General features: G+C 63.4%; 21 protein-coding genes. 11 read left to right on the top strand and 10 right to left on the bottom strand.

Annotated elements, in window-relative coordinates; genetic code table 11:
* Positions 1–77 precede the first annotated feature (77 nt).
* Together AC1RQP_RS30450 and AC1RQP_RS30445 are read right to left on the bottom strand one after the other, a co-directional pair.
* Positions 78–326 (bottom strand): hypothetical protein, encoded by a 249-nt coding sequence (locus AC1RQP_RS30450; RefSeq protein ID WP_492940448.1) that lies wholly within the window; start codon positions 324–326, stop codon positions 78–80.
* 433 nt (positions 327–759) lie between these two features.
* Complete coding sequence (locus AC1RQP_RS30445; RefSeq protein WP_239625523.1) at positions 760–987, bottom strand: hypothetical protein; 228 nt, start codon at positions 985–987, stop codon at positions 760–762.
* A 481-nt stretch (positions 988–1,468) separates the two neighbouring features.
* Here AC1RQP_RS30445 and AC1RQP_RS30440 point away from each other — a divergent pair, with 481 nt between their 5' ends.
* The 5 genes from AC1RQP_RS30440 to AC1RQP_RS30420 all read left to right on the top strand — a co-directional run bounded on the left by AC1RQP_RS30440 (position 1,469) and on the right by AC1RQP_RS30420 (position 5,733).
* Positions 1,469–1,789 (top strand): hypothetical protein, encoded by a 321-nt coding sequence (locus tag AC1RQP_RS30440; RefSeq protein WP_239625525.1) that lies wholly within the window; start codon positions 1,469–1,471, stop codon positions 1,787–1,789.
* Between the two features lie 12 nt (positions 1,790–1,801).
* Positions 1,802–2,452, top strand: a complete 651-nt coding sequence (locus AC1RQP_RS30435) for a hypothetical protein (protein ID WP_492940445.1) — start codon at positions 1,802–1,804, stop codon at positions 2,450–2,452.
* 229 nt (positions 2,453–2,681) lie between these two features.
* Positions 2,682–2,867: a hypothetical protein gene (locus tag AC1RQP_RS30430; RefSeq protein ID WP_035676373.1), complete on the top strand. Its 186-nt coding sequence runs from the start codon at positions 2,682–2,684 to the stop codon at positions 2,865–2,867.
* 228 nt (positions 2,868–3,095) lie between these two features.
* Positions 3,096–4,382: an NRAMP family divalent metal transporter gene (locus AC1RQP_RS30425; RefSeq protein ID WP_492940443.1), complete on the top strand. Its 1,287-nt coding sequence runs from the start codon at positions 3,096–3,098 to the stop codon at positions 4,380–4,382.
* Positions 4,383–4,518: 136 nt separating this feature from the next.
* The gene (locus AC1RQP_RS30420; protein WP_492940441.1) at positions 4,519–5,733 is read left to right on the top strand and encodes a mandelate racemase/muconate lactonizing enzyme family protein; all 1,215 of its coding nucleotides are present in this window, start codon (positions 4,519–4,521) and stop codon (positions 5,731–5,733) included.
* A 3-nt stretch (positions 5,734–5,736) separates the two neighbouring features.
* On the opposite strand, the gene AC1RQP_RS30415 is transcribed toward AC1RQP_RS30420, so the two are convergent.
* Positions 5,737–6,021 (bottom strand): hypothetical protein, encoded by a 285-nt coding sequence (locus tag AC1RQP_RS30415; protein ID WP_035676369.1) that lies wholly within the window; start codon positions 6,019–6,021, stop codon positions 5,737–5,739.
* A 176-nt stretch (positions 6,022–6,197) separates the two neighbouring features.
* The gene (rocF, locus tag AC1RQP_RS30410; protein WP_492940439.1) at positions 6,198–7,175 is read right to left on the bottom strand and encodes an arginase; all 978 of its coding nucleotides are present in this window, start codon (positions 7,173–7,175) and stop codon (positions 6,198–6,200) included.
* Between the two features lie 208 nt (positions 7,176–7,383).
* Here rocF and AC1RQP_RS30405 point away from each other — a divergent pair, with 208 nt between their 5' ends.
* Positions 7,384–7,644, top strand: a complete 261-nt coding sequence (locus tag AC1RQP_RS30405) for a hypothetical protein (RefSeq protein WP_492940437.1) — start codon at positions 7,384–7,386, stop codon at positions 7,642–7,644.
* 15 nt (positions 7,645–7,659) lie between these two features.
* Here AC1RQP_RS30405 and AC1RQP_RS30400 read toward each other — a convergent pair whose 3' ends face one another.
* Together AC1RQP_RS30400 and AC1RQP_RS30395 are read right to left on the bottom strand one after the other, a co-directional pair.
* A complete protein-coding gene (locus AC1RQP_RS30400) occupies positions 7,660–10,401 on the bottom strand; it encodes an EAL domain-containing protein (protein ID WP_492940435.1) in 2,742 nt (913 codons plus the stop codon).
* A 60-nt stretch (positions 10,402–10,461) separates the two neighbouring features.
* The gene (locus AC1RQP_RS30395) at positions 10,462–11,739 is read right to left on the bottom strand and encodes a FecR family protein (RefSeq protein ID WP_492940434.1); all 1,278 of its coding nucleotides are present in this window, start codon (positions 11,737–11,739) and stop codon (positions 10,462–10,464) included.
* A gap of 130 nt (positions 11,740–11,869) precedes the next feature.
* Between AC1RQP_RS30395 and AC1RQP_RS30390 the strand changes: the two genes are divergently transcribed.
* The 3 genes from AC1RQP_RS30390 (at position 11,870) to AC1RQP_RS30380 (ending at position 15,254) form a co-directional block, all read left to right on the top strand.
* A complete protein-coding gene (locus AC1RQP_RS30390; RefSeq protein ID WP_492940432.1) occupies positions 11,870–13,666 on the top strand; it encodes a ShlB/FhaC/HecB family hemolysin secretion/activation protein in 1,797 nt (598 codons plus the stop codon).
* 148 nt (positions 13,667–13,814) lie between these two features.
* Positions 13,815–14,645, top strand: a complete 831-nt coding sequence (locus AC1RQP_RS30385) for an alpha/beta fold hydrolase (RefSeq protein ID WP_492940430.1) — start codon at positions 13,815–13,817, stop codon at positions 14,643–14,645.
* Positions 14,646–14,936: 291 nt separating this feature from the next.
* Entirely contained in the window at positions 14,937–15,254 is a 318-nt protein-coding gene (locus AC1RQP_RS30380) for a c-type cytochrome (RefSeq protein WP_239625541.1), read from the top strand.
* Between the two features lie 190 nt (positions 15,255–15,444).
* Here the strand turns inward: AC1RQP_RS30380 and AC1RQP_RS30375 are convergent, their stop codons facing one another.
* Positions 15,445–15,786: a phasin gene (locus AC1RQP_RS30375; RefSeq protein WP_028178910.1), complete on the bottom strand. Its 342-nt coding sequence runs from the start codon at positions 15,784–15,786 to the stop codon at positions 15,445–15,447.
* Between the two features lie 132 nt (positions 15,787–15,918).
* Positions 15,919–16,104, bottom strand: a complete 186-nt coding sequence (locus AC1RQP_RS30370; RefSeq protein ID WP_492940811.1) for a hypothetical protein — start codon at positions 16,102–16,104, stop codon at positions 15,919–15,921.
* Positions 16,105–16,730: 626 nt separating this feature from the next.
* Between AC1RQP_RS30370 and AC1RQP_RS30365 the strand changes: the two genes are divergently transcribed.
* A complete protein-coding gene (locus AC1RQP_RS30365) occupies positions 16,731–17,087 on the top strand; it encodes a hypothetical protein (protein WP_492940427.1) in 357 nt (118 codons plus the stop codon).
* A 45-nt stretch (positions 17,088–17,132) separates the two neighbouring features.
* Here the strand turns inward: AC1RQP_RS30365 and AC1RQP_RS30360 are convergent, their stop codons facing one another.
* The gene (locus tag AC1RQP_RS30360; RefSeq protein WP_492940425.1) at positions 17,133–17,708 is read right to left on the bottom strand and encodes a hypothetical protein; all 576 of its coding nucleotides are present in this window, start codon (positions 17,706–17,708) and stop codon (positions 17,133–17,135) included.
* 46 nt (positions 17,709–17,754) lie between these two features.
* Positions 17,755–18,288 carry a GcrA family cell cycle regulator gene (locus tag AC1RQP_RS30355; RefSeq protein WP_492940423.1) on the bottom strand — a complete coding sequence of 178 codons (534 nt, stop codon included), beginning with the start codon at positions 18,286–18,288 and terminating at the stop codon, positions 17,755–17,757.
* Positions 18,289–18,452: 164 nt separating this feature from the next.
* Here AC1RQP_RS30355 and AC1RQP_RS30350 point away from each other — a divergent pair, with 164 nt between their 5' ends.
* A complete protein-coding gene (locus AC1RQP_RS30350; protein WP_027576185.1) occupies positions 18,453–19,061 on the top strand; it encodes a S24 family peptidase in 609 nt (202 codons plus the stop codon).
* Positions 19,062–19,154 lie beyond the last annotated feature (93 nt).

Genomic DNA, 19,154 nt, shown 5'->3' with positions numbered 1-19,154 from the left:
TTGGGATCAAAGGGTTTCGGGAACGGAGCGCGCAGGCTCAGCCGGGACCGGAGTGCGCCAGCTCGCGCACTCGCCTCTCACTCCTCCGCAAGCTTGCGCTCGATATAGGCGTCCACGGTCTCGGCGAACGAGCGCTGCACGCCGACCGCGGCATCGTGCTGGTCGAGCGCGTCGCGCTGGAGCACGCGCAGGCCGCGCCCGCGGGCGCTCGCCGGCGCCGTGTTCAGGAACTGATCGATGGCCCCCCTGGCGAGCGGAATGGCCTTGGGATCGCCCTTTGCGATCAGGAGCCGCAACAGGCTCTGGCATTCGGCAAGGCCCGGCATGGCTTCTCTCACCTTTACTGCGATTTCGGCTTCGGCCGCCTGACCGGCTGGGTATGGGTGCCGAACAGCGCCAGCAAGAACGCGACTTCTTCCTTCGAACCGATCTGGATCATGATTGTCTCTCCTGTTCGCTTCGTTGGTCGAGGCCCGGAGCCGAGTCGTTCAGGACAATCGGGTTTCAGCACTGTTTCAGGCGTGTTTCGTCGAGGTCATCCGCACGGCCCCGCCTGTTTGCGTCCTCAAAATCAAAGCCCGCGACGGATTGCTCCGCGCGGGCTTTCATCGATCGCGCTGTTGCCTCGGGAGGCGCCGAAGCCCTGGCGGGGACCACGGCCACCGCGCCTTCCGTCTCAGTGCATGTGACCGATCAGGTAGGCGCGCCGCCAAGAAGGATCACAGCGGGATGGCCCGAAGCAAAAGCACAGGCATTTCCTCAGTGCGAGGTGCAGATCTTCACCGTCTTCATGCCGGCCTCGGCTTCAGACCTGGTCTTGTACACGGTGTCGCCGCTGACGACGGTCGTTTCCGTTGTCGTCGGCTTGGACTCGGTGATGGTGCACTTCTTGGTCTTGACGTCCTGCACCACGTAGAACGATTGCGCAAATGCGGGAGCCGCAATTGACGTCAGCACGGCGGCTGCAATGATCGCTTTGATATTCATCGTGTCCTCCTCCGGCAGCCCGGTCATCAGGCCTGTCATCTACAAACAGGACAAATTGCCACTTGTTCCCGGTCCGGGATTCGAACCAACCGGCACCGACTGCGTTGGTGCGCCAACAGGAGGCTTCGATGTTGGACATGCGGCTCGTGACAACTTCTCTGGCGATGCTGGTCGCGCTGCCGGCCGTAGCAGTAGCTGAGCCCGTCAAGGACCAGGCTGCGCCTGTCGTTCAAAGCTCCGCCGAAGCCCGCCCCATCCGCGTCATACTTCCAGCTCCCTGGGAAACCACCCAGAGCCAAGGCGAGCCTGTGAAGTCTTCAAAGTAGCAGCCTGCCGGCGAACGCCCCTCTGCAGCAGACGACGGCCACAGCTCGCTCGACGTTGCCGACCAAAGAGCCGCGGCAAACTCCTCCAGAACAGTAGCAACCAATTCGAATCTCGCATGTTGTCGCCGGCACAATCACTTGCAGGAGACAAAAACATGTCACGTCTAACTCTGCTGGCAGCAACCTTGTTGCTGCTCGGCGCGGTGCCCGCGGGCGCCCAGTCGCAGCCGGCGCAAAGCGGGCCCGGAAACAACGCCGTCAACAGCTCCGACCAGAACAACTCAAATGCTCCGGTCGCCGGCCGCAACAGCTTCACCGAGGGACAGGCGAAATCGCGGATCGAGGACGCGGGATTTTCCAACGTCTCCGGCCTGCAGAAGGACAACGAAGGCGTCTGGCGCGGCAAGGCCGACAAGGCCGGCACCAAGACCGATGTCAGCGTTGACTTCCAAGGCAACGTCAATCCCGCCAAGTAAGGAGGAATTAACATGACGACCACCATTTCTCGTCTGTACGACAATTATTCCGACGCGGAGCAGGCTGTCACGCGGCTCGAAAACGCCGGCGTACCGCACTCCGATATCAGCATCGTCGCCAACAACTCGGACAATTGGTACCGCTCGTCGTCCGGCAAGGCCGGCCTCGCATCGGGCGGCAAGGTCGATCGTGATCGCGACGGCACCGACGATCGCGCCGAAGGCGCCGGAACGGGTGCGGGCATCGGCGCCGGCATCGGCGGCGCGGCAGGCCTGCTCGCCGGCCTCGGCCTGCTGGCTATTCCCGGCCTCGGGCCGGTCGTCGCTGCCGGATGGCTCGCTGCGACCGCTGTCGGTGCGGCCGCCGGCGCAGCAACCGGAGGCATCGTTGGTGCCCTCACCGAAGCCGGTGTCTCCAAGGAGGATGCATCGCTCTATGCCGAGGGCGTTCGCCGTGGCGGCACGCTCGTCACAGCCAGGGTGCCGGACCAGGATCGCGCACGCCTCGAAGCGCTTCTGCACGAGAGGTCCGTGAATCTGCAGGATCGCAGCTCAGCCTGGAAGAAGTCCGGCTGGACCGACTTCGATGCCGCCAGCCCGCCACTTGCGCCCGACGATATCCGGCGCGAACGCGAGCTGTACGGCGCGGGCTCGCGGCGATAAGCCGGCAGCAGGCCCAACACGACAAAGGCCCCGCGATGCGGGGCCTTTTTCATGCCGAACGCCGGTCATCATCGCGACGCCGGCACTCGCCCATGGTCTCACCTTGCCAGTGTTTTGCCTGACGGGTCAAACTTTATCTTAAATGCAGCAAAGCGGATTGGGCGAAACGAAATCTCTTCGCGTCATGGTGGGACATGTCGCCTGGACGGGGCAAGCCGGGAGATCGTCAATGTACTACGTCGCCGCTGCATTGCTGGTGCTGTCGGGACTGTTCTATTCCGCGAGCCGTCATGAGCTCGGCCAATTCGGAGCGGACGTGTGCAGCTATGGCGGCACGTTCTGCGACAATCCGGTGGTCCTCTTCACCGGCGCGGCGCTGGCCGCAGCCTGGGGCATGTTCGTCAGCGTGAAGTAGACGACCCGGGCCGCTTCATCCCGGACTGAGTTTCCGGCGCCGGTCGAGAACCGCGAACCGCCGCGGGTTTCGAGACGTCTTGCGATGCTGGCAATCTACCCCTGTTTTGCCCGACGGAGCAAGCGAATTTAGCATTATCAGAAATGCCGGCGCTCGCGCGGCAGGAACCTATGTTCGCGCATTCGCATTTGCTAGGGACACGCCAGCACTCCTGCGAGGTCCCCGTACATGCGCGACAGCGCCCTCACGCCGACTAAATCCGCGCCGACGCTGATGCAAAGGCTGGGACCGGGCCTCGTCACCGGAGCTGCCGACGACGACCCGTCCGGCATCGCCACCTATTCGCAGGCCGGCGCGCAATTCGGCTACGGGCTGCTCTGGACCGTATTCCTGACCACGCCGTTCATGATCGCGATCCAGCTCGTCAGCGCGCGGATCGGCCGGGTCACCGGCAAGGGGCTCGCCGCCAACGTCATGCAGATCGCGCCACGCTGGGTGGTGCTGGGCCTCGTCGGCATGCTGGTTGCCGCGAATACGTTCAACATCGCCGCCGACATCGCCGCGATGGCCGAGGCGCTCTCGCTCGTCATCGGCGGCCTCAACCACGAGCACGCGCTGATCTTCGCGGCCGGCTCGACCCTGCTCCAGGTGTTCCTGCCTTATCGGCGCTATTCGCCGGTGCTGAAATTCCTCACCCTGGCGCTGTTCGCCTATGTCGCGACCGCCTTCACCGTCAATATCCCGTGGAGCACGGCGCTGCTCGCCGCGGTGTGGCCGGAGGCGAATGTCAGCGGCGACTATTTCATGATGGTTGTCGCCGTGCTCGGCACCACGATCAGCCCCTATCTGTTCTTCTGGCAGGCCTCGCAGGAGGTGGAGGAGATGAACCAGGGCCAGCGCGACAAGCCGCTTCGCGAGCTCAAGCGCGGCGGCGATCCGGAACTCGCGCGCATCAGGGCCGACACCATCTCCGGCATGCTGCTGTCCAACGGCATCGCCTTCTTCATCATCCTCACCACGGCCTCGGTCCTGCATGCCAACGGCATCACCAACATCAGTTCGGCGACCGAAGCGGCCGAAGCGCTGCGGCCGCTCGCCGGGGATTTCACCTTCGCCCTGTTTGCGATCGGCATCATCGGCACGGGCCTGCTCGCCATCCCGGTGCTGGCGGGCTCGGCCGCCTACGGCGTTGCGGAGATCTTCGGCTGGCGTGCCACGCTGGAGGCCAAGCCGGACCAAGCGGTCGGCTTCTACACCATCATCGCGGCGGCAACCCTCATCGGCTTCGGCCTCGGCTTCACCGGGATCGACTCGATCCACATGCTGGTGTGGAGCGCAGTGCTCAACGGCATCGTCGCCGTCCCCATCATGGCCATGATGATGCTGATCGTCTCGAGCCGCGCGATCATGGGCCGCTTCAGGGGCCGCTCATGGCTGATCGCGCTGGGCTGGCTCGGCACTGCGCTGATGGCGCTGGCCGTCCTCGCTTTGCTCGTCTCTTCGGTGATTGGCTGACGAGACCGGCGAAAGCACCGCCGGGACGCGCTCGCAGCCGCATCGCGGCGCCCTTCACGCCGGTCCTCGGTTGGCCTAACAATGCGGTCCGGGCCGGGATCGAGCTCCAAGAAGAAGCCCGGCAACAGGGAGCGACATGAGCAAATCATCAAAAGCAACAAGCCTCGAGATCCTTGCCTGCGATGCCGGCTGGAGAAACTATCATTTCGTCAAGCTGACGACCGAGGACGGCATCGTCGGCTGGAGCGAATTCGACGAGGGTTTCGGCTCGCCCGGCGTTGGCGCCGCCATCCAGCGCCTCTCCGCCCGTGTCATCGGGCAGAACGTCTTCCAGCACGAGCGCATCTTTGCCGAATTGTTCGCGGCGACGCGTCCCGCCGCCGGCGGCGTGGTGGCGCAAGCCCTCGGTGCGATCGAGAATGCGCTGCTCGATGCCAAGGCGAAGTCTCTCGGCGTCCCCTGCTACGAGCTGCTCGGCGGCAAGATCCGCGACCGTATCCGGGTCTACTGGTCGCATTGCGCCACATGGCGCATCAATCACCCATCCTGGTACAAGCCGCCGATCGAAAGTCTCGACGGCGTCAAGGCCATGGGGCGCGAGGTCCGCGAGAAGAAGTTCACCGCGCTCAAGACCAACATCTTTGCCTATGACGACGGCAAGCCTACCGGCTGGCGTCCCGGTTTCGGCTCACCCTTCGCGCCCGAGATCAACGTCGACCGCAAGATCCTGCGCGACCTGCACATGCATCTGGAGGCGATCCGCGACGGCGCGGGTCCTGACGTCGACATCCTGCTCGACTGCAACTTCAACGCCAGGACCGAAGGCTATCTGAAGATCCTGCGCGCCATTGCCGACCTCGACATGTTCTGGGTCGAGATCGACAGCTTCAATCCGCAGGCACTCGGCTATATCCGCCGGCAGAGCCCGCACCCGATCTCATCCTGCGAGACGCTGCTGGGCCTGCGGGAATTCCTGCCCTATTTCCACGAGCAGGCGATGGACGTCGCGATCGTCGACACCCCCTGGAACGGCGTCTGGCAATCGATGAAGATCGCGAGCGCTGCGGAAGCCTTCGAGGTCAACGTCGCCCCGCACAATTTCTACGGCCATCTCTGCTCGATGATGAACGCACATTTCTGTGCCGCGGTGCCGAACCTGCGCATCATGGAGATCGACATCGATCGTCTGTCCTGGGACCGCGAGCTGTTCACGCATGAGCCGGAGATTCAGGACGGCCATCTGATCGTCCCGGACCGGCCCGGCTGGGGCACCGAACCCAACGAGGACGCCTTGCGCGCGCACCCGCCGAAGACGAGCGGGGGGCTCCTCAATTACGGCCGCAGGAGCTGAGAGCTACGGCGTCACGGGATTGACGGTCGGGGACGTCTTCGGCCCCGGGCGTGCCGGCTCGACCGGTGACTTCGGTTCGGTCGGAAGCACGGCGGCGCCCGCGGCGCGCGCCGCTTCTCCCGTGGTCGCGTACATCGCGACATGGGCGGGCTGGGTCTTGGCGCGGCTCCACGGCCCGTGGTCGACGATCAGCATTGCCGCAATCGTCACACCCGCCACGATCAGCGCGATCACACCGGGATGCCGAAGGGCGGTGGAGATGGAGTTTGCGAAACGACCACTTGTCATTGAAGGATCCGCTATTTTCCTGTCGCAGGTTAACTCGATTGCGCCCCACCCGGTTCCCCCGGCCCCATCAAGCAAGTTCCAGGCCAGTACGTCCGATCCTGCTGCGGCAGCCGAATCCCAGCTTGAATCACGCCTCCGACCGCCGCGCCTTCAGCGCACAAACGCCGTCCGCCGTTTCACTCACCCGGAGCGATTGCGTTGCTCGGCGTCGGCCGGTCTGTAATCTGCTGGCCGAACAGGCTGCCGATCAGCTCGACTGCAGCACGCGCCGTCCGTCCACGTTCATCCAGGAAGGGATTGAGCTCGACGATATCGACCGATCCTACCAGGCCGGAATCATGCAACAGCTCCATGATCAGGTGCGCCTCGCGATAGGTGGCGCCACCCGGCACCGTGGTGCCGACGCCCGGCGCCACGCAGGGGTCGAGGAAATCGACGTCGAAGCTGACATGCAGCACGCCGTTGCTCGCCTTGACCCGCTCGATGACGCGCCGGATCATGACGGCGACGCCGAACTCGTCGATCTGGCGCATGTCGACGATCCTGATCCGACGCACGCGCATCAACTCCTTTTCGAGCTTGTCGATCGAACGCGCACCGAACAGGTCCAGCCTGTCCGGGTCGATCGACGCGCGCGGATCGTCGCCGAGCAGGCCGTCGAGGCCGGGCTCGCCGCACAGGAACGCAGCTGACATGCCGTGCATGTTCGCGGTGATCGTCGTCTTCGGGGTGTTGTAGTCGGCATGGGCATCGAGCCAGAGCACGAAGAGTTCGCGTCCGCGCTCCTGCCAGTGACGCGCCATCGCGTTGACCGACCCCATTGACAGCGTGTGATCGCCGCCAAGGAAGATCGGCAGCGCACCTGATGTCGCGATCTCATAGCCTCTGCGGCTCAGGACTCGTGTCCAGCGCTGGATTTCGCGGTAGTGATTGGCATTTTCGGGCGGCGTGTCGGTGAGGTCCCGGACTTCGGCTACGGAAAGATCGCCATAGTCGACAACCTCGAAATCCAGGCTTTCGAGCAGCGTCGCCAGGCCCGCAGTGCGCAGCGCCGCAGGCCCCATCAAGGTGCCACGCTGCGAAGCTCCCATGTCGATGGGAGCGCCGAGCAAGGCGATGCGCCGGGCTCGATCCGTCACGGTCCGATCGGTCACGGCTGTCTCCTGACATCAGCAAGGTTGACCCAGCCTAACAGAGATTCGCGCCCGACGTTTCCCGGAGAAGGCAGCCACCCTCGACGTATCCCGGAACAAAATCCCGTGCGCTGAATTGCCCATCCAAAGCCGGCACTCGCCGTAAACCACGCGCCTGTCGCGGATAGCCAGTGGTGTCGGCTTCCATCATCAGGCCGGAGGTCGCCCCTTGAGCACGGAGATACCGCAATCCACGTCCCAACCCGGCATGGCCGAGCGTGCCATCGATACGGCGGCGGACGTCTCCCGCACGATCGGTGAAGTCGCCGGAGGACTGCACGCAGCCGTCGACCGCCTGACCTCTGCCGCCGAGGAATCGCGAAGGCCTGGCGGGGTTCTCGCGACGGTCGCAGCGGTCACCCGCGAAGCGCCGCTCACCAGCCTGTTCGTTGCGTTCCTTTTTGGCATGGCGGTGGCGCGCCGGAGGTAGAAGCGAAGCCCCCGCTCAGGCAGCGGTGGCAGCCTCGTGCCCAGCCGCGAGGAACTGCCGATCGAATGCTTCTGCCGGCATCGGACGGCCGAAGAAATATCCCTGCCCTTCCTCGCATCCCATGCTGACCAGGAAGTCGGCAGTTGCCTTGTCCTCGATGCCTTCAGCCACGACTGTCAGACCGAGCTGCTTGCTGAGACCGATTGTCGAGCCGACGATTGCAGCATCGTCGGAATTCGCGAGAAGACCAAATACGAACGACCGGTCGATCTTCAGCCCGTCGAGCGGAAACTTCTTGAGATAGCTCAGGCTCGCATAGCCGGTGCCGAAATCATCGAACAGGACTCGGACGCCGAGCTCCTGAATTCGCTTGAACATGGCGAGCACGCGGCGTTCGTCATGGAGCAGGATGTCTTCGGTAACTTCGATTTCGAGAAGCGATGGTGTCAACCCTGTGGCCTCGAGCAGCGCTGCAACCGAATGCGCGAGATCGCCGGATTGGAGCTGCGAGGGTGAGAGGTTGATCGCGACGCGCACGTTGTTGCCGGACAGTTCCCAGGCTCGCGCCTGGCGGCAGGCGGTTTCCATAACCCAGTTTGCGATCCGCTCCGACAGGGCCGAAGTATTGACCACAGGCATGAACTCTCCGGGCGAGACGTAGCCGCGCACCGGATGTCGCCAGCGGATGAGTGCTTCGGCCCCGACAAGACCGCCGTCGATCAGACGAACCTGCGGCTGATAGAACAGTTCGAACTCGCCACGCTCCACGGCAAGTGCCAGCTCGCTCTCCAGCGTCAGCCGGTTCTCGAGCTCCTGCCTGATCGCACTTTCGAAGATCACATGGCTGCCGCGCCGCGTCGCCTTCGCGCGGCTCAGCGCCAGATGGCCGTTGCTCAGGAGATCGTCAGCCGTCTGCCCGCCTTCGGGATAGACGGCAACGCCAACGCTGATCCCGACGCGGTGCTGCCGCGTGCCCGCCGCGAGCGGCGCCTCGAACGCATGCGCGATCCGCTCAGAAAACGCCGCGATCGACTCGCCGACTTCCGCGCAATCGATCGCGATGGCGAATTCGTCGCCGCTGAGCCGGGCGACGACCGCCTGACCATCGACTTCGCGCCGGAGACGCTCGGCGACCGCGCGCAGCACGAGGTCGCCGGCCGAGTGTCCGAGCATGTCGTTGATCTCTTGGAATCCGTCGAGCCCGAGCACGAGCAATGCGACGCCGGAAGACCGCCGCTCCGCCGCACTGATCAGGTCAGCGAGGCCCGCATGCAGCATATTCCGGTTGGCAAGCCCCGTCAGCGCGTCGTGTTCTGCCAGGTAGCGAATACGTTCGGCTTCACGTTTGCGGACCGAAATATCGCGCAAGATCGCTCCGTATTGAAAGCCATCCGTTCCCTGCCAGCCCGAGAAGCTCGCTTCGACCGGGAAGGTTTCCCCGTTCTTGCGCCGGCCCTCGAACTCGACCACGACCGCCCCACCCGGAACAAGAAGCGCCTGACGCGCGGCGTCGTGCATCGACGGCCTTGCACCGCCGTCCACGGGCAAAGCGCACAGCGTTTCGAACGGGCGGCCGATGATCTCGACCGGCATGTAGCCGAAGATCGCACTCGCGCCGGGATTCCAGACCGTGATCCGGTGCTCCTCGTCGGTGCAGACGAGCCCGTCGCCGAGCGACATCGCAATGCGATGGAAGCGGCTCTCGGCGATGCGTCCGAGCAGACTGCGGAAATCGATTTCGTCCAGCGCAATTGCCGTCAGATAAGCGATGATCGCGATGTGGAACAGCGATGTGTCGATGACGAGGGGCCATGTCGCCTGCACGAGGGCTGCGACCAGTTCGGCCGCCACCCCGGCTGCGACGAGGATTGCGACGCGAATTCCTGGAGCGAAGCGGCGCCACGAATACATCATCAGCAGGCAGATCGCACCCAGGCCCAGGATCATGCCGATATCGGACGTCCAGCGCAGCATCCGGTTCTGCAGGATCGATTCAGCGGCCAGCGCCTGGAGGATCGGCCCTGAGATGATCTTGCCGTTCGGAACACTGAACCGGTCTCCGAGCTCGAGCGCCGTAGCACCGATGACGATCTTCTTGTCCTTCAGCTTGCCGAGCGTGACGGTATCGCCGCGCAGCACATCAACATAGGAGATAGCGGGAATGGAGGCCGCACGAATGCTGAAGTCCAACAGAAAGGGCGGCCGCCGATTGACGTCCTGTCCCACCAGCACGACGGCCATCGACGGCATCAAGGCTTCGCCGAGCTTCTCGCCAAACGGATAGCGGCGAACGAGCCCGTCGGATTCGACCGCGACATTGACGACGGCCGGCCACGATTGGTTGCTGAACTGCTTCAGGGGGCGGTTGATGTGAGCCGCGCCACCATTCGTCGCCGGCTGCTTGAAGGACGGAAGGATCGTCGAGCCGCCGACCTCCCGCAGCGCCCCGACGAAGGCTTCGTCGGAGGCCGGGTCGGACGGTGTGCTGAAATCGACATCGAAAGCGACGTCATGCGCTCCCGCCGCATCGAGCCTACGCAGCAGCTCCGCATGCAACCGGCGTGGCCAGGGCCAGACCCCGATCTGATCGATCGACGGCGCATCGATGGCCACTACGACGACATTGCCGCTGGCGTCACGCGACTGCCACGCGAACCGCAGGTCGGTGAGCGCGTTGCGAAGCGAGCCATGCCAACCCGTGGACAGCACGATCGCAAGCGCGATCACAACCAGAATATGCGGTCGATAGCGTTTCACCCGAACCTCCCGAGCACCCGCTTCATCGGGTGCGCCCCCTCATCCCCTTACGGAATTGCCTCAGTGTCGGTTGTGGCCATACCCATTGCCATGGCCGTTGCTGCCGTTCCCCCCGCCATTCCCGTTACCATTGCCGTTGTTACCTCGGCCATTGCCAGCGGCCCCAACATTGCCGTGGCCATTGCCGTTGTTGCCGCTACCATTGTTGCCACTATTGCCGCTGTTGCCGCCATTGCCATTGTTGCCGTTGCCGCCGGCGTTTCCGTTGTTGGCACCGGGGCCGTCGTTAGATGCCCCGGCTGTTGCTGCGGCGATCACCGCACTTGCACCGGCTGAGCTGCTGCCGCCAGCTGTTGCAGCACCGCTCGTCGTCGCCGCAGTCTGGACTGAGCTGTTGGATACTATCGTACCGGTCTTGCTGCCGCTCCAGACTGTCTCGGCCCCGGTGCTGGCGTTCGCGTTGCGCACCTGGCCGGGAGCAACGACGCCGTGGGCGAGTCCGCGCGTCACCTTGTGGAAATTCAGCTTGACCTCGCCGAGCGAGCTCGAAATGCGCACGACGCCGGCCTTGGAGGCATGGGCTGCAGCCGCCTGATGCGATGGCTTCGGTGCGCCGGCCGCCTTCGTGCCCTTGTCGATCGGGCCGAGCGCGTGGATTGCATGGCCGTTCGCCGCATTGCGCGGCGCCGACAGGCCTGATTTCGGCACGGGAATTCGCTCGATCGTGGGAGCGCGCGGCCTGCCGTGCTCGATCGGATTGAAAGTCCCGGCACCGCTTAGGCTGAGACCGGGCTTGCCGTGCTCAAAGACGACGGCCGCTTGTCCCGGCATGAGCTGGGCAATCTGGCCCGTCTTGAAATCGGAGACTTCGACCTGCCCGCGGAGCACGCCGACCTTGGTGCTGCCGGCACCCACCGTGACACTGAACTGCGTTCCCTTGACCACGGCGGCGAGATAGGGCGTCTCGACCTCGAAATGCTTGACGTTGCGCTTCTCGACCTCGAGCAGGATCGAACCCGCCTGCTGGATGATGGTGGTCGAGAGCCCCTCCTTCTTCTCGGCCGGCAAGCCCACCACCGAATTGGGAGAGATCAGAATCGTCTCCTCGCCGCGGACAAGCAGGACGCGTCCGTTGCGCCCGGTACGAATGGTATCGCCCGGCTTCAGCGTCCCATCCTGGCTCAACGACACCTGCTGCGCGCCGCTCGTGGCAAGCCAGACCTCGCCGGAGGACTTGCTGACAGACCAGACACCGTCATCCGCAGCGAATGCACCGGAAGCCGTTGCCAGGGCCAGCGCCATTACGAAGGTGCACCGCATTCCAACTTTGCCGAGCATGACGATCCTCAGTCCGCGTTACAGCCGGATCTGAGGCGTATCCGAAATCACTCAAGAGAGGATTAGCGGGAAGAAGCCAGTGGCGCGGCCTCATTAACCAATCGTTGACCATAAAAACCTAAGAAAAATCATGCAGCTAACGAACCTTTACCGCCACGGGGCAATCCCTCCGTCAGACTACGGAGACGGCTTTGCTGCGCGCGGCGGGAAGCGGCATTTCATTACCGTATTGGCGCTGTTGGCACCTATTTTCACGGGAGTTCCGCAGGCATTCGCACAACAGGCGAACCAGCCGGGTTTCGATCCGCGTCAGCCCGAGAAATATTTCGAGAACCAAGCCGAACGGGAATCGCAGAGCCGACCTCCGATCGAGCTGCCGACAGTCGACCGGCCCAGCACCGGCGGTGATGCCAAGCTGCAGTTCGTGCTGCGCGGAATCAGCGTCATCGGCGCTCACGCTGTCTCCCGCGAGCGCATCACCGCGGTGTATCAGCCTTATCTCGCCAAGAAGGTCGCGCAGTCGGATCTCGCCGCGATCGCCAGCGCGATCAGCGACCTCTATCGCGAAGCTGGATTCCACTTGAGCCGCGCTATCGTGCCGCCGCAGGACATTGTCGACGGCCGAGTCCGGATCCAGGTCATCGAAGGCGCCATCGTGCAGGCCGAGCTGAAGGGCGACGGCGCCGAGCAGTTCGGCGTGAGGCCGATGCTCGGGCCGGTTCTTGCCGAACAACCGTCACGGCTGGCAACGCTCGAACGCCAGCTCTTCCTGATCAACGGCAGGCCGGGCGTCCGGATCGTCGACACCGCGCTGGAGGAGATCGGCGGTACGACCGGCCGCTTCCGCCTGACCATCTATTTGAAGACCTGGCACGTCTTCTCCTCATTCGCCCTGGACAATCTCGGATCGTCGTCGGTCGGCCCCTGGCAAACCTACGCGACCGGCGCATTCAACTCCTACCTCGCACCCGGCGACGTGCTGGCGGTCAACCTGTCGACCATTGCCAACGACCCCCGCGAGCTCGGCTTCGCACGCCTGTCCTATGACGCACCAATCGGCGTTGACGGTGTGCGCCTCGGCGCTTCCGTCCTCTACAGCGCAGTCCGCCCCGGCGACGCACGCCGTCTCGACAGCGACATCACCACGACCGAAGCTTTCGAGGTGCGGGCAAGCACAGTGCCCTTCATGTCGCAATCCTCGGGGCTGACGCTTACCGCGGCTGGGAGCTTCAGCAACGTGTCCGAGCACGACATTTACGGCCCCTGGTACAACGACCACATCAGGACCGCCAGCCTGACCGCCGACTACCGGCTCCAGGATCGCTTCGGCGGCACCAATCTTGCGACGCTGACCTACCGCCAGGGTCTCGACATCTTTGGCGCATCGCATTTCGACGACGATCTGTTGTCGCGCGACGGCGCCTCGTCGAATTTCTCGGTCTTGAACTTCTGGTTCACGCGCTACCAGACACTCAACGGCGCCTGGTCGCTCAAGCTCTCGGCTGCGAGCCAGACGGCATCGCGGCCATTGTTCACCTCGCAGCAGTTCTATCTTGGCGGCGCGGCCTTCGGCCGGGGCTATGGCGCAGCCGAGATCAGCGGCGATAACGGCCTTGCCGGCTCGCTCGAACTGCGCTTCGATCAGAAGCTCAATTTCCACTTTTGGACCGGCTATCAGCTCTACGTCTTCGGCGACGCCGGCGCAGTCTGGAACGACGGTTACCGACTGAGCGACGGCCTGTCGCTGACATCAGCCGGAGCCGGTGTGCGGTTCCTCTTGCCTTACGATCTCCAGGCGGATCTCGGGGTGGCTGTCCCCTTGAGCTACCGGGCGCCGGACAACGAGCGCCGCAGCCCACGCTTCCTCTTCACACTTTCGAGCGCGCTCCGGGTCTGCCCCGAGCGCGGCAGGGCCTACTGTCTCTAGCTGTCCTGCCGTCGATCGAGCCGGCGTGCGGCCCTATTGCGGCTATGTCACAGACTTGCCTAAATTTAATCCCGTAACCTGCTCACGATCGCTCGACCGGGAGTTCCCGATCACCATGTTCAGTCAAAGGTGATTTTGAGACAGAACCATGAGGAAGGTGTTTGCTATCCTGGCTTTGCTCTGCGTCCTTGGTGTCGGGCAGTATTTTGTCGTCAGCCAGTTCGCAATCCGCCATGAGACCCTGACCCTATTCGACGCCTCGCGCCAGCGGCCGATCTCGGTGGAGATTGCCGTGCGGCGCGACGACGAGACCAAGGCCAATCTCGGTCTGTGGAAGCTCCCGCTCGCCATCATCAGTAACGGCAACACCGTCAAGGCCACCGAATATTCCTTCCTCGCCAACGTCCTCGCCGCACGAGGCTATCTGGTCGCCAGCATCCAGCAGGACTTGCCGAGCGATCCGCCGCTGATGACCCATATCGGTCAGCCATATGCCGGCCGGCGTGAAGTCTACATCCGCTGCGAAGCCAACATTCTCTTCGTATTAGGCGAACTGAAGAGGCGGCAGGAGAACGTCGAATACGACCACATCACCCTCGTCGGCCACTCCAACGGCGGCGATGTCTCCATGTACGTCGCCCATCAGCACCCGGAGCTGGTGTCGAAGGTGATCACGCTCGACAATCTGCGGGTGCCTTTCGTGCTCAGCGACCACATGAAGATCCTGTCGTTCCGATCGAAGGACCCGCATTTCGTGACCGATCCCGGCGTGCTGCCGACACCGGAAGAGGCCAAGGCGCGCGGTATCGATATCATCCATACCGGCGCGCAGCATACGGAGATGAGCGATCGCGGTCCGAACTCGGTCAAGGAGAAGATCCAGGAGACGCTCGACCGCTTCCTGCGTGACAGCGCCAGCAGCGCGCTTGCACCGGCGGATACGAAGAGCCCAATGATCATGAACCCAGGTGACTATTAGCCGGGAATGCTTTGCGGCAGATCAAAGGCGGCTCCAAAGCGGCACGATAGAAGAGCCATATGGCCTCGGAGAGACACGTGTCGCACTATACCGAAACTCTTGATACGAAAAGCCTTCATACGAAAGGCCTTGGCCTGCCCGCGGCAAGAATGCCGGCATTCGTACGGCATCTCTATCGTTCGACCCGCAAGCTGCTGCGGTCGATCATCGCCCGGATTGACCTCTCGCAGTTTCCAGGATCATGCTGCGGATGAGCGCGGCGACCGCGTGCGAACGCAGAAAGATTGCCCTATGTCCCGGCATGTGAGACGGATTTGCCTGCTGCTTGGCGTAATCTCTGGCGTCGGCATGTCGCCCGCCCTCGCCGCTGACGCGGATCACGGTGCCGATCTCGCCAAGCGCTGGTGCGCGAGCTGCCATGTCGTGGCGAACGGGCAAACCCAGGCGAGCGCCGACGTCCCATCCTTTGCATCTGTTGCGCGCAGGCCGGACTTCAGCCCGGAAAGGCTCGCCTTCTTCCTGCTCGATCCGCACCCGAAGATGCCGAATTTTCCCTTGAGCCGGAGCGAAGCCGCCGATATCGCGGCCTATATCTCATCGCTGCGTTAGCAGCCGCCGGACGATCACGACCCGGTGCAAACGCAAATCCCTGCCGGAGGCCGGCAGGGATCAGCAGAAAGGATGACGGACGGCGAATGAGGTCATTCGGTGGCCCATCATGGACCTGCGCCGGTATGGAAGCGCGGATCTCCATGCCGCACAAGGTCAATTTGTGGGCACCCTGTGCACACACCGAGGATCAGGACTTGCCCTTGCCTTGTTGCATGAGAGTGCCGGTCATCTCGCGCATGTGATCTCCGGCGCTGGTGAACTGACTGCGCAGGAAATCCGACTGGATTCGCATCGCTTCCTGGAGATCGGTGGCATGTACCAGCTTGCGTGCATGCTCAAACGCCGACTTCATGTTCTGCTCGGTGAAAGCCAGCGCCTGCTTCGACACCTCCGTCCCCGCGCCCGGAACGGACGACATCGACTTGGTGGCGGCGTCAAAAAACATGCCGAATGCCTTTTCCGCCTGGTCAATCGTCTTCTCAGCCAGGTCGCGCAGTTCGGCCGGAACTTCGAGCTTCGGTTCGATCATGGTCGCACTCCTCCCTTTTCTTCAACTGAATACCACACTTGCCCGACCGCCTTCCAGCGGCCAGCCTCGGGGGAACGGCGCCGGCGCGGCGGCCCAGGCAGAAAAAGGAGGGGAACGGCACAGGGCCGGACTTTAGGACAAGGGGTGCTCGGGAAAAGTTTCTTCCGCGGCGAGATCTTCGACCAGCTTGATCACTTCGAAACGCTGTCGAGGCGCGAGCTTCAGGAACGCGCGGAGCAGGCGCAGACTTTCGACCGTGCTGCTTGCGGGCACACCGAGCTTGAGATGCAACTCAGTCGCGAAATCGAGGTTTTTCATCTCGCACCTATGACAAGCACCGGCCTTCGTGATCCGCCCAAGAACCGAACGCCGCACCAGAACCAATCGCGACGAAGCCTCGGCCGGGGGCCGCCGAGTTCACCCACTGAACTGCATCCGAACAAATGGCCTCAACCGTTTGGTTGTAACTATGACAAGGAACAACCCGTCCGGCAAGCCCAACCGTGGGTGTAGCGACGCTTCGTCTGCATCGCATCACCGCGATTTCCGGATAACAGGAATATCGACCGCCGTCACCCACCTGCGTCAAGAAGTTGCATCAATCACGCACACAGCCCTGATCGTGATCAATCCGCACAACGTTTCAGCTTGTTTCCGATGTGAATGCACATCGTGCGCACGAATTGGCGATGCCTCAGCATGCACACGCAATTGTTGAGCCCGACTTCGGCGGTTGTATCGCCGGCATGAGAGGTCGATCTTGCAGCCGGCCCTGATCTTGACGCGACTGTTCGCAGCCGGAACCGTCGGTCCGGGTACAACTCCGCCGTGAACCGCTGTCCGTGAGCGAGCGACCAAGCCGTTGCGGAACGGCCACGCAGATACGGGCGCCATGGCTGAAGACTCATCGATTTGGGCGCGCGTCAGCACCAAAGGACAACGGCATGCTTTCTCGCTGCGATCTCATCAAGGGCGCCGCGGTCGCGCTTCTTACCCTCTCGATACAAGGCGCATGGGCGCAGGAGACCAGGATGCACCTGTTCAAGATCGTCACCATCAAGGACGAGATCGTCGTCGGATTGTCGCAAGAGGAGCTTCAGGCGCTCGGCGGCAATGATGCGAGCGCCGTTGCACACGCGCTGGCACAGAAGGGCGACCTCACTGTCTGGCAATACAACGTGCATCGTGGCCCGAACGGCGAACTGCAGCAGGCGCCGACCGCCAAGATCGGGCTTCTGGCCAACGCCTCGCTCCGCGTCGAGCCCTACACGACGCCTTACCGGATTGTACCTCATCCGTAGCGGCAGGCCGGCACGCCTGCGGCCGATGCCACAGGCGTGCCGCAATCACCTGCGCCGGTCCGCACGCCGTGTCCCGGCCTCCGTCGCCAAGCCATAGACCAGCGCCAGCCGATCCAGGCATTCGCGAAAGCGCCGCCCGAAATAATCGTTCCAGCGCTGCGTCCGGACGGCCCGACGCTGCCCGATCTGATCCATCGTCAGACCCAGCACCAGCACGTCGTGCACCAGGGCGGCGCCATCGGTGCCGAGCTCGCGCTCGACCTGGTTCAGCCGCAGCACCGCCTGTCGCTGGCTCTCGGTGACCGGCTCGCGCGTGCCCGTACCATCGACATATTCGCGTGTCGTATCCACCGCCTGAGGGCCCCGCTCCGCCCGCTCCCAGTCATCCTGGAAGGCGCGCCCGCCCCGGTATTGCGCCTCGTCGATCTGGTGGTGTGCGTGCAGCCGGCCGAGCGGATCGTTGCGGATTGAGCGGATGGCCAGGATCTTCTCGCCTGAATCGAGCGCGAGCGGATTGTCGACCTCCACCTCCGCCACCTCGGCATTGAACGGCACCTCCCGCGACCGCCGGTCGTAGATCTGCGCCAATTTGTAGGACTTGTTACGTCGGGCACGAGCCACTCGGATACTCCTTGCAAGACTGACGATTGAACGGACGGCTGCCGCTTCAGTCGGCCGAGACCAGCTTCAGCACGACGGGGCCTGCGGCACGGGCGGACGCAGCCTCGGAACGGCGCGCCAGGCGGGCATGCGGCGCGCAATAGCTGGAGCCCGGCTGGCGCGGGTGGCCGCAGAAGGTGATGTCCTCCCCGTCCTTGTCGCCACCATAGGGATAGCGGCAGTCGGCCGGCTCGAGTTCGACCAGTTGGATCAGGCGCGGCTGGACGCCGACACAACGCAACTTCACCCGCGCCGCAGGCTTCATGGCGGACTTCGGCGGCAGGCTCAGGTTCGGCAACGCCGACCGGCGCGGCGAAATGAGACTGGGCTCTCCCGGCAAAGTTGGCACGATCGACGGGCTCGTCATCCATTCCGGCACGACGAGCCCGAGCCGCTTGGCGCGGCCGACCACCGCGCTGCGCGTATAAGCCGTTCCAAACCTTGCGTTAATCTGTCTTCCGATCTCCGCGTAAGACATGCCTTTGAGAAAATAGTCGCGAAGCGCGTCGGAGTGCTCCGACGGCCATTGGCCCGGTTCCATGATGCTGTCCTGTGATGCGCCTTCCGATCAGGCGACCGGGAAGCGGCACACACATTCCGTTATTCCGAATACGATGTCAAGCAACAATTCTGATATTCATAATTGCATCAATTCCGAATTTCGGATTACAAGAGGCGAGACGGCGCGCAATCGAGGGAATCACCATGTTGGACGTTGCAATGATCGAACGAGGCCTGGAGAAGACGGGCAAGAGCAAGGGCGGCCTGGCAGCAGCCATGGGCGTGCGGCCCGGCGCGGTCTCGGAGATCCTCGGCGGCGAGCGTCTGGTGAAGGCATCGGAAATCATTCCGATCATGGAATATCTCGAGCTCAATCTCGCGCCGATCATGGGCCGCGTCGGAGCCGGCGCGGTGATCGAGCCGGACTATGAACAGGTTCCCCCGGAAGGTCTCGGCGACATCACATTGCCCTTTCCGATCATGGAAGAGACGATCGCATTCGAGATCGTGGGCGATTCGATGCTGCCCAAATACGAGAGCGGCGACGTGATCGTGGTCTACAAGGACCAGCGCCATCCGCTGTCAAGCTTCTACGGCGAAGAGGCGGTGGTCCGCCTCAAGACCGGCGAGCGCTATCTGAAGACCATCGAGCGGGGAAAATCACCCTCCGTCGTCAATCTCACGAGCTTCAATGCCAAGCCGATCGTCGGCGTCAAGCTCGACTGGGTGGGTGAGATCTGCCTGTCCATGCCCAAGGGGCAGCTCGAGCGGCTGCGTGCGAAATCGGCGCGTCCTCGCAAGAAAGGCAAGTAAGGACCATACGGCCAGCGATTTCTGATTTATAGAAATCGCGGTTGACAAAGTTCCGTTTTTCGGAAATACTCTGCCGCGCCCCCGACCACGGGG

Source organism: Bradyrhizobium sp. GW821-FHT13H06 (assembly GCF_058803975.1).
Note: the sequence above shows the minus strand (reverse complement) of the source record. Positions and strands in the feature narration are given on the sequence as shown.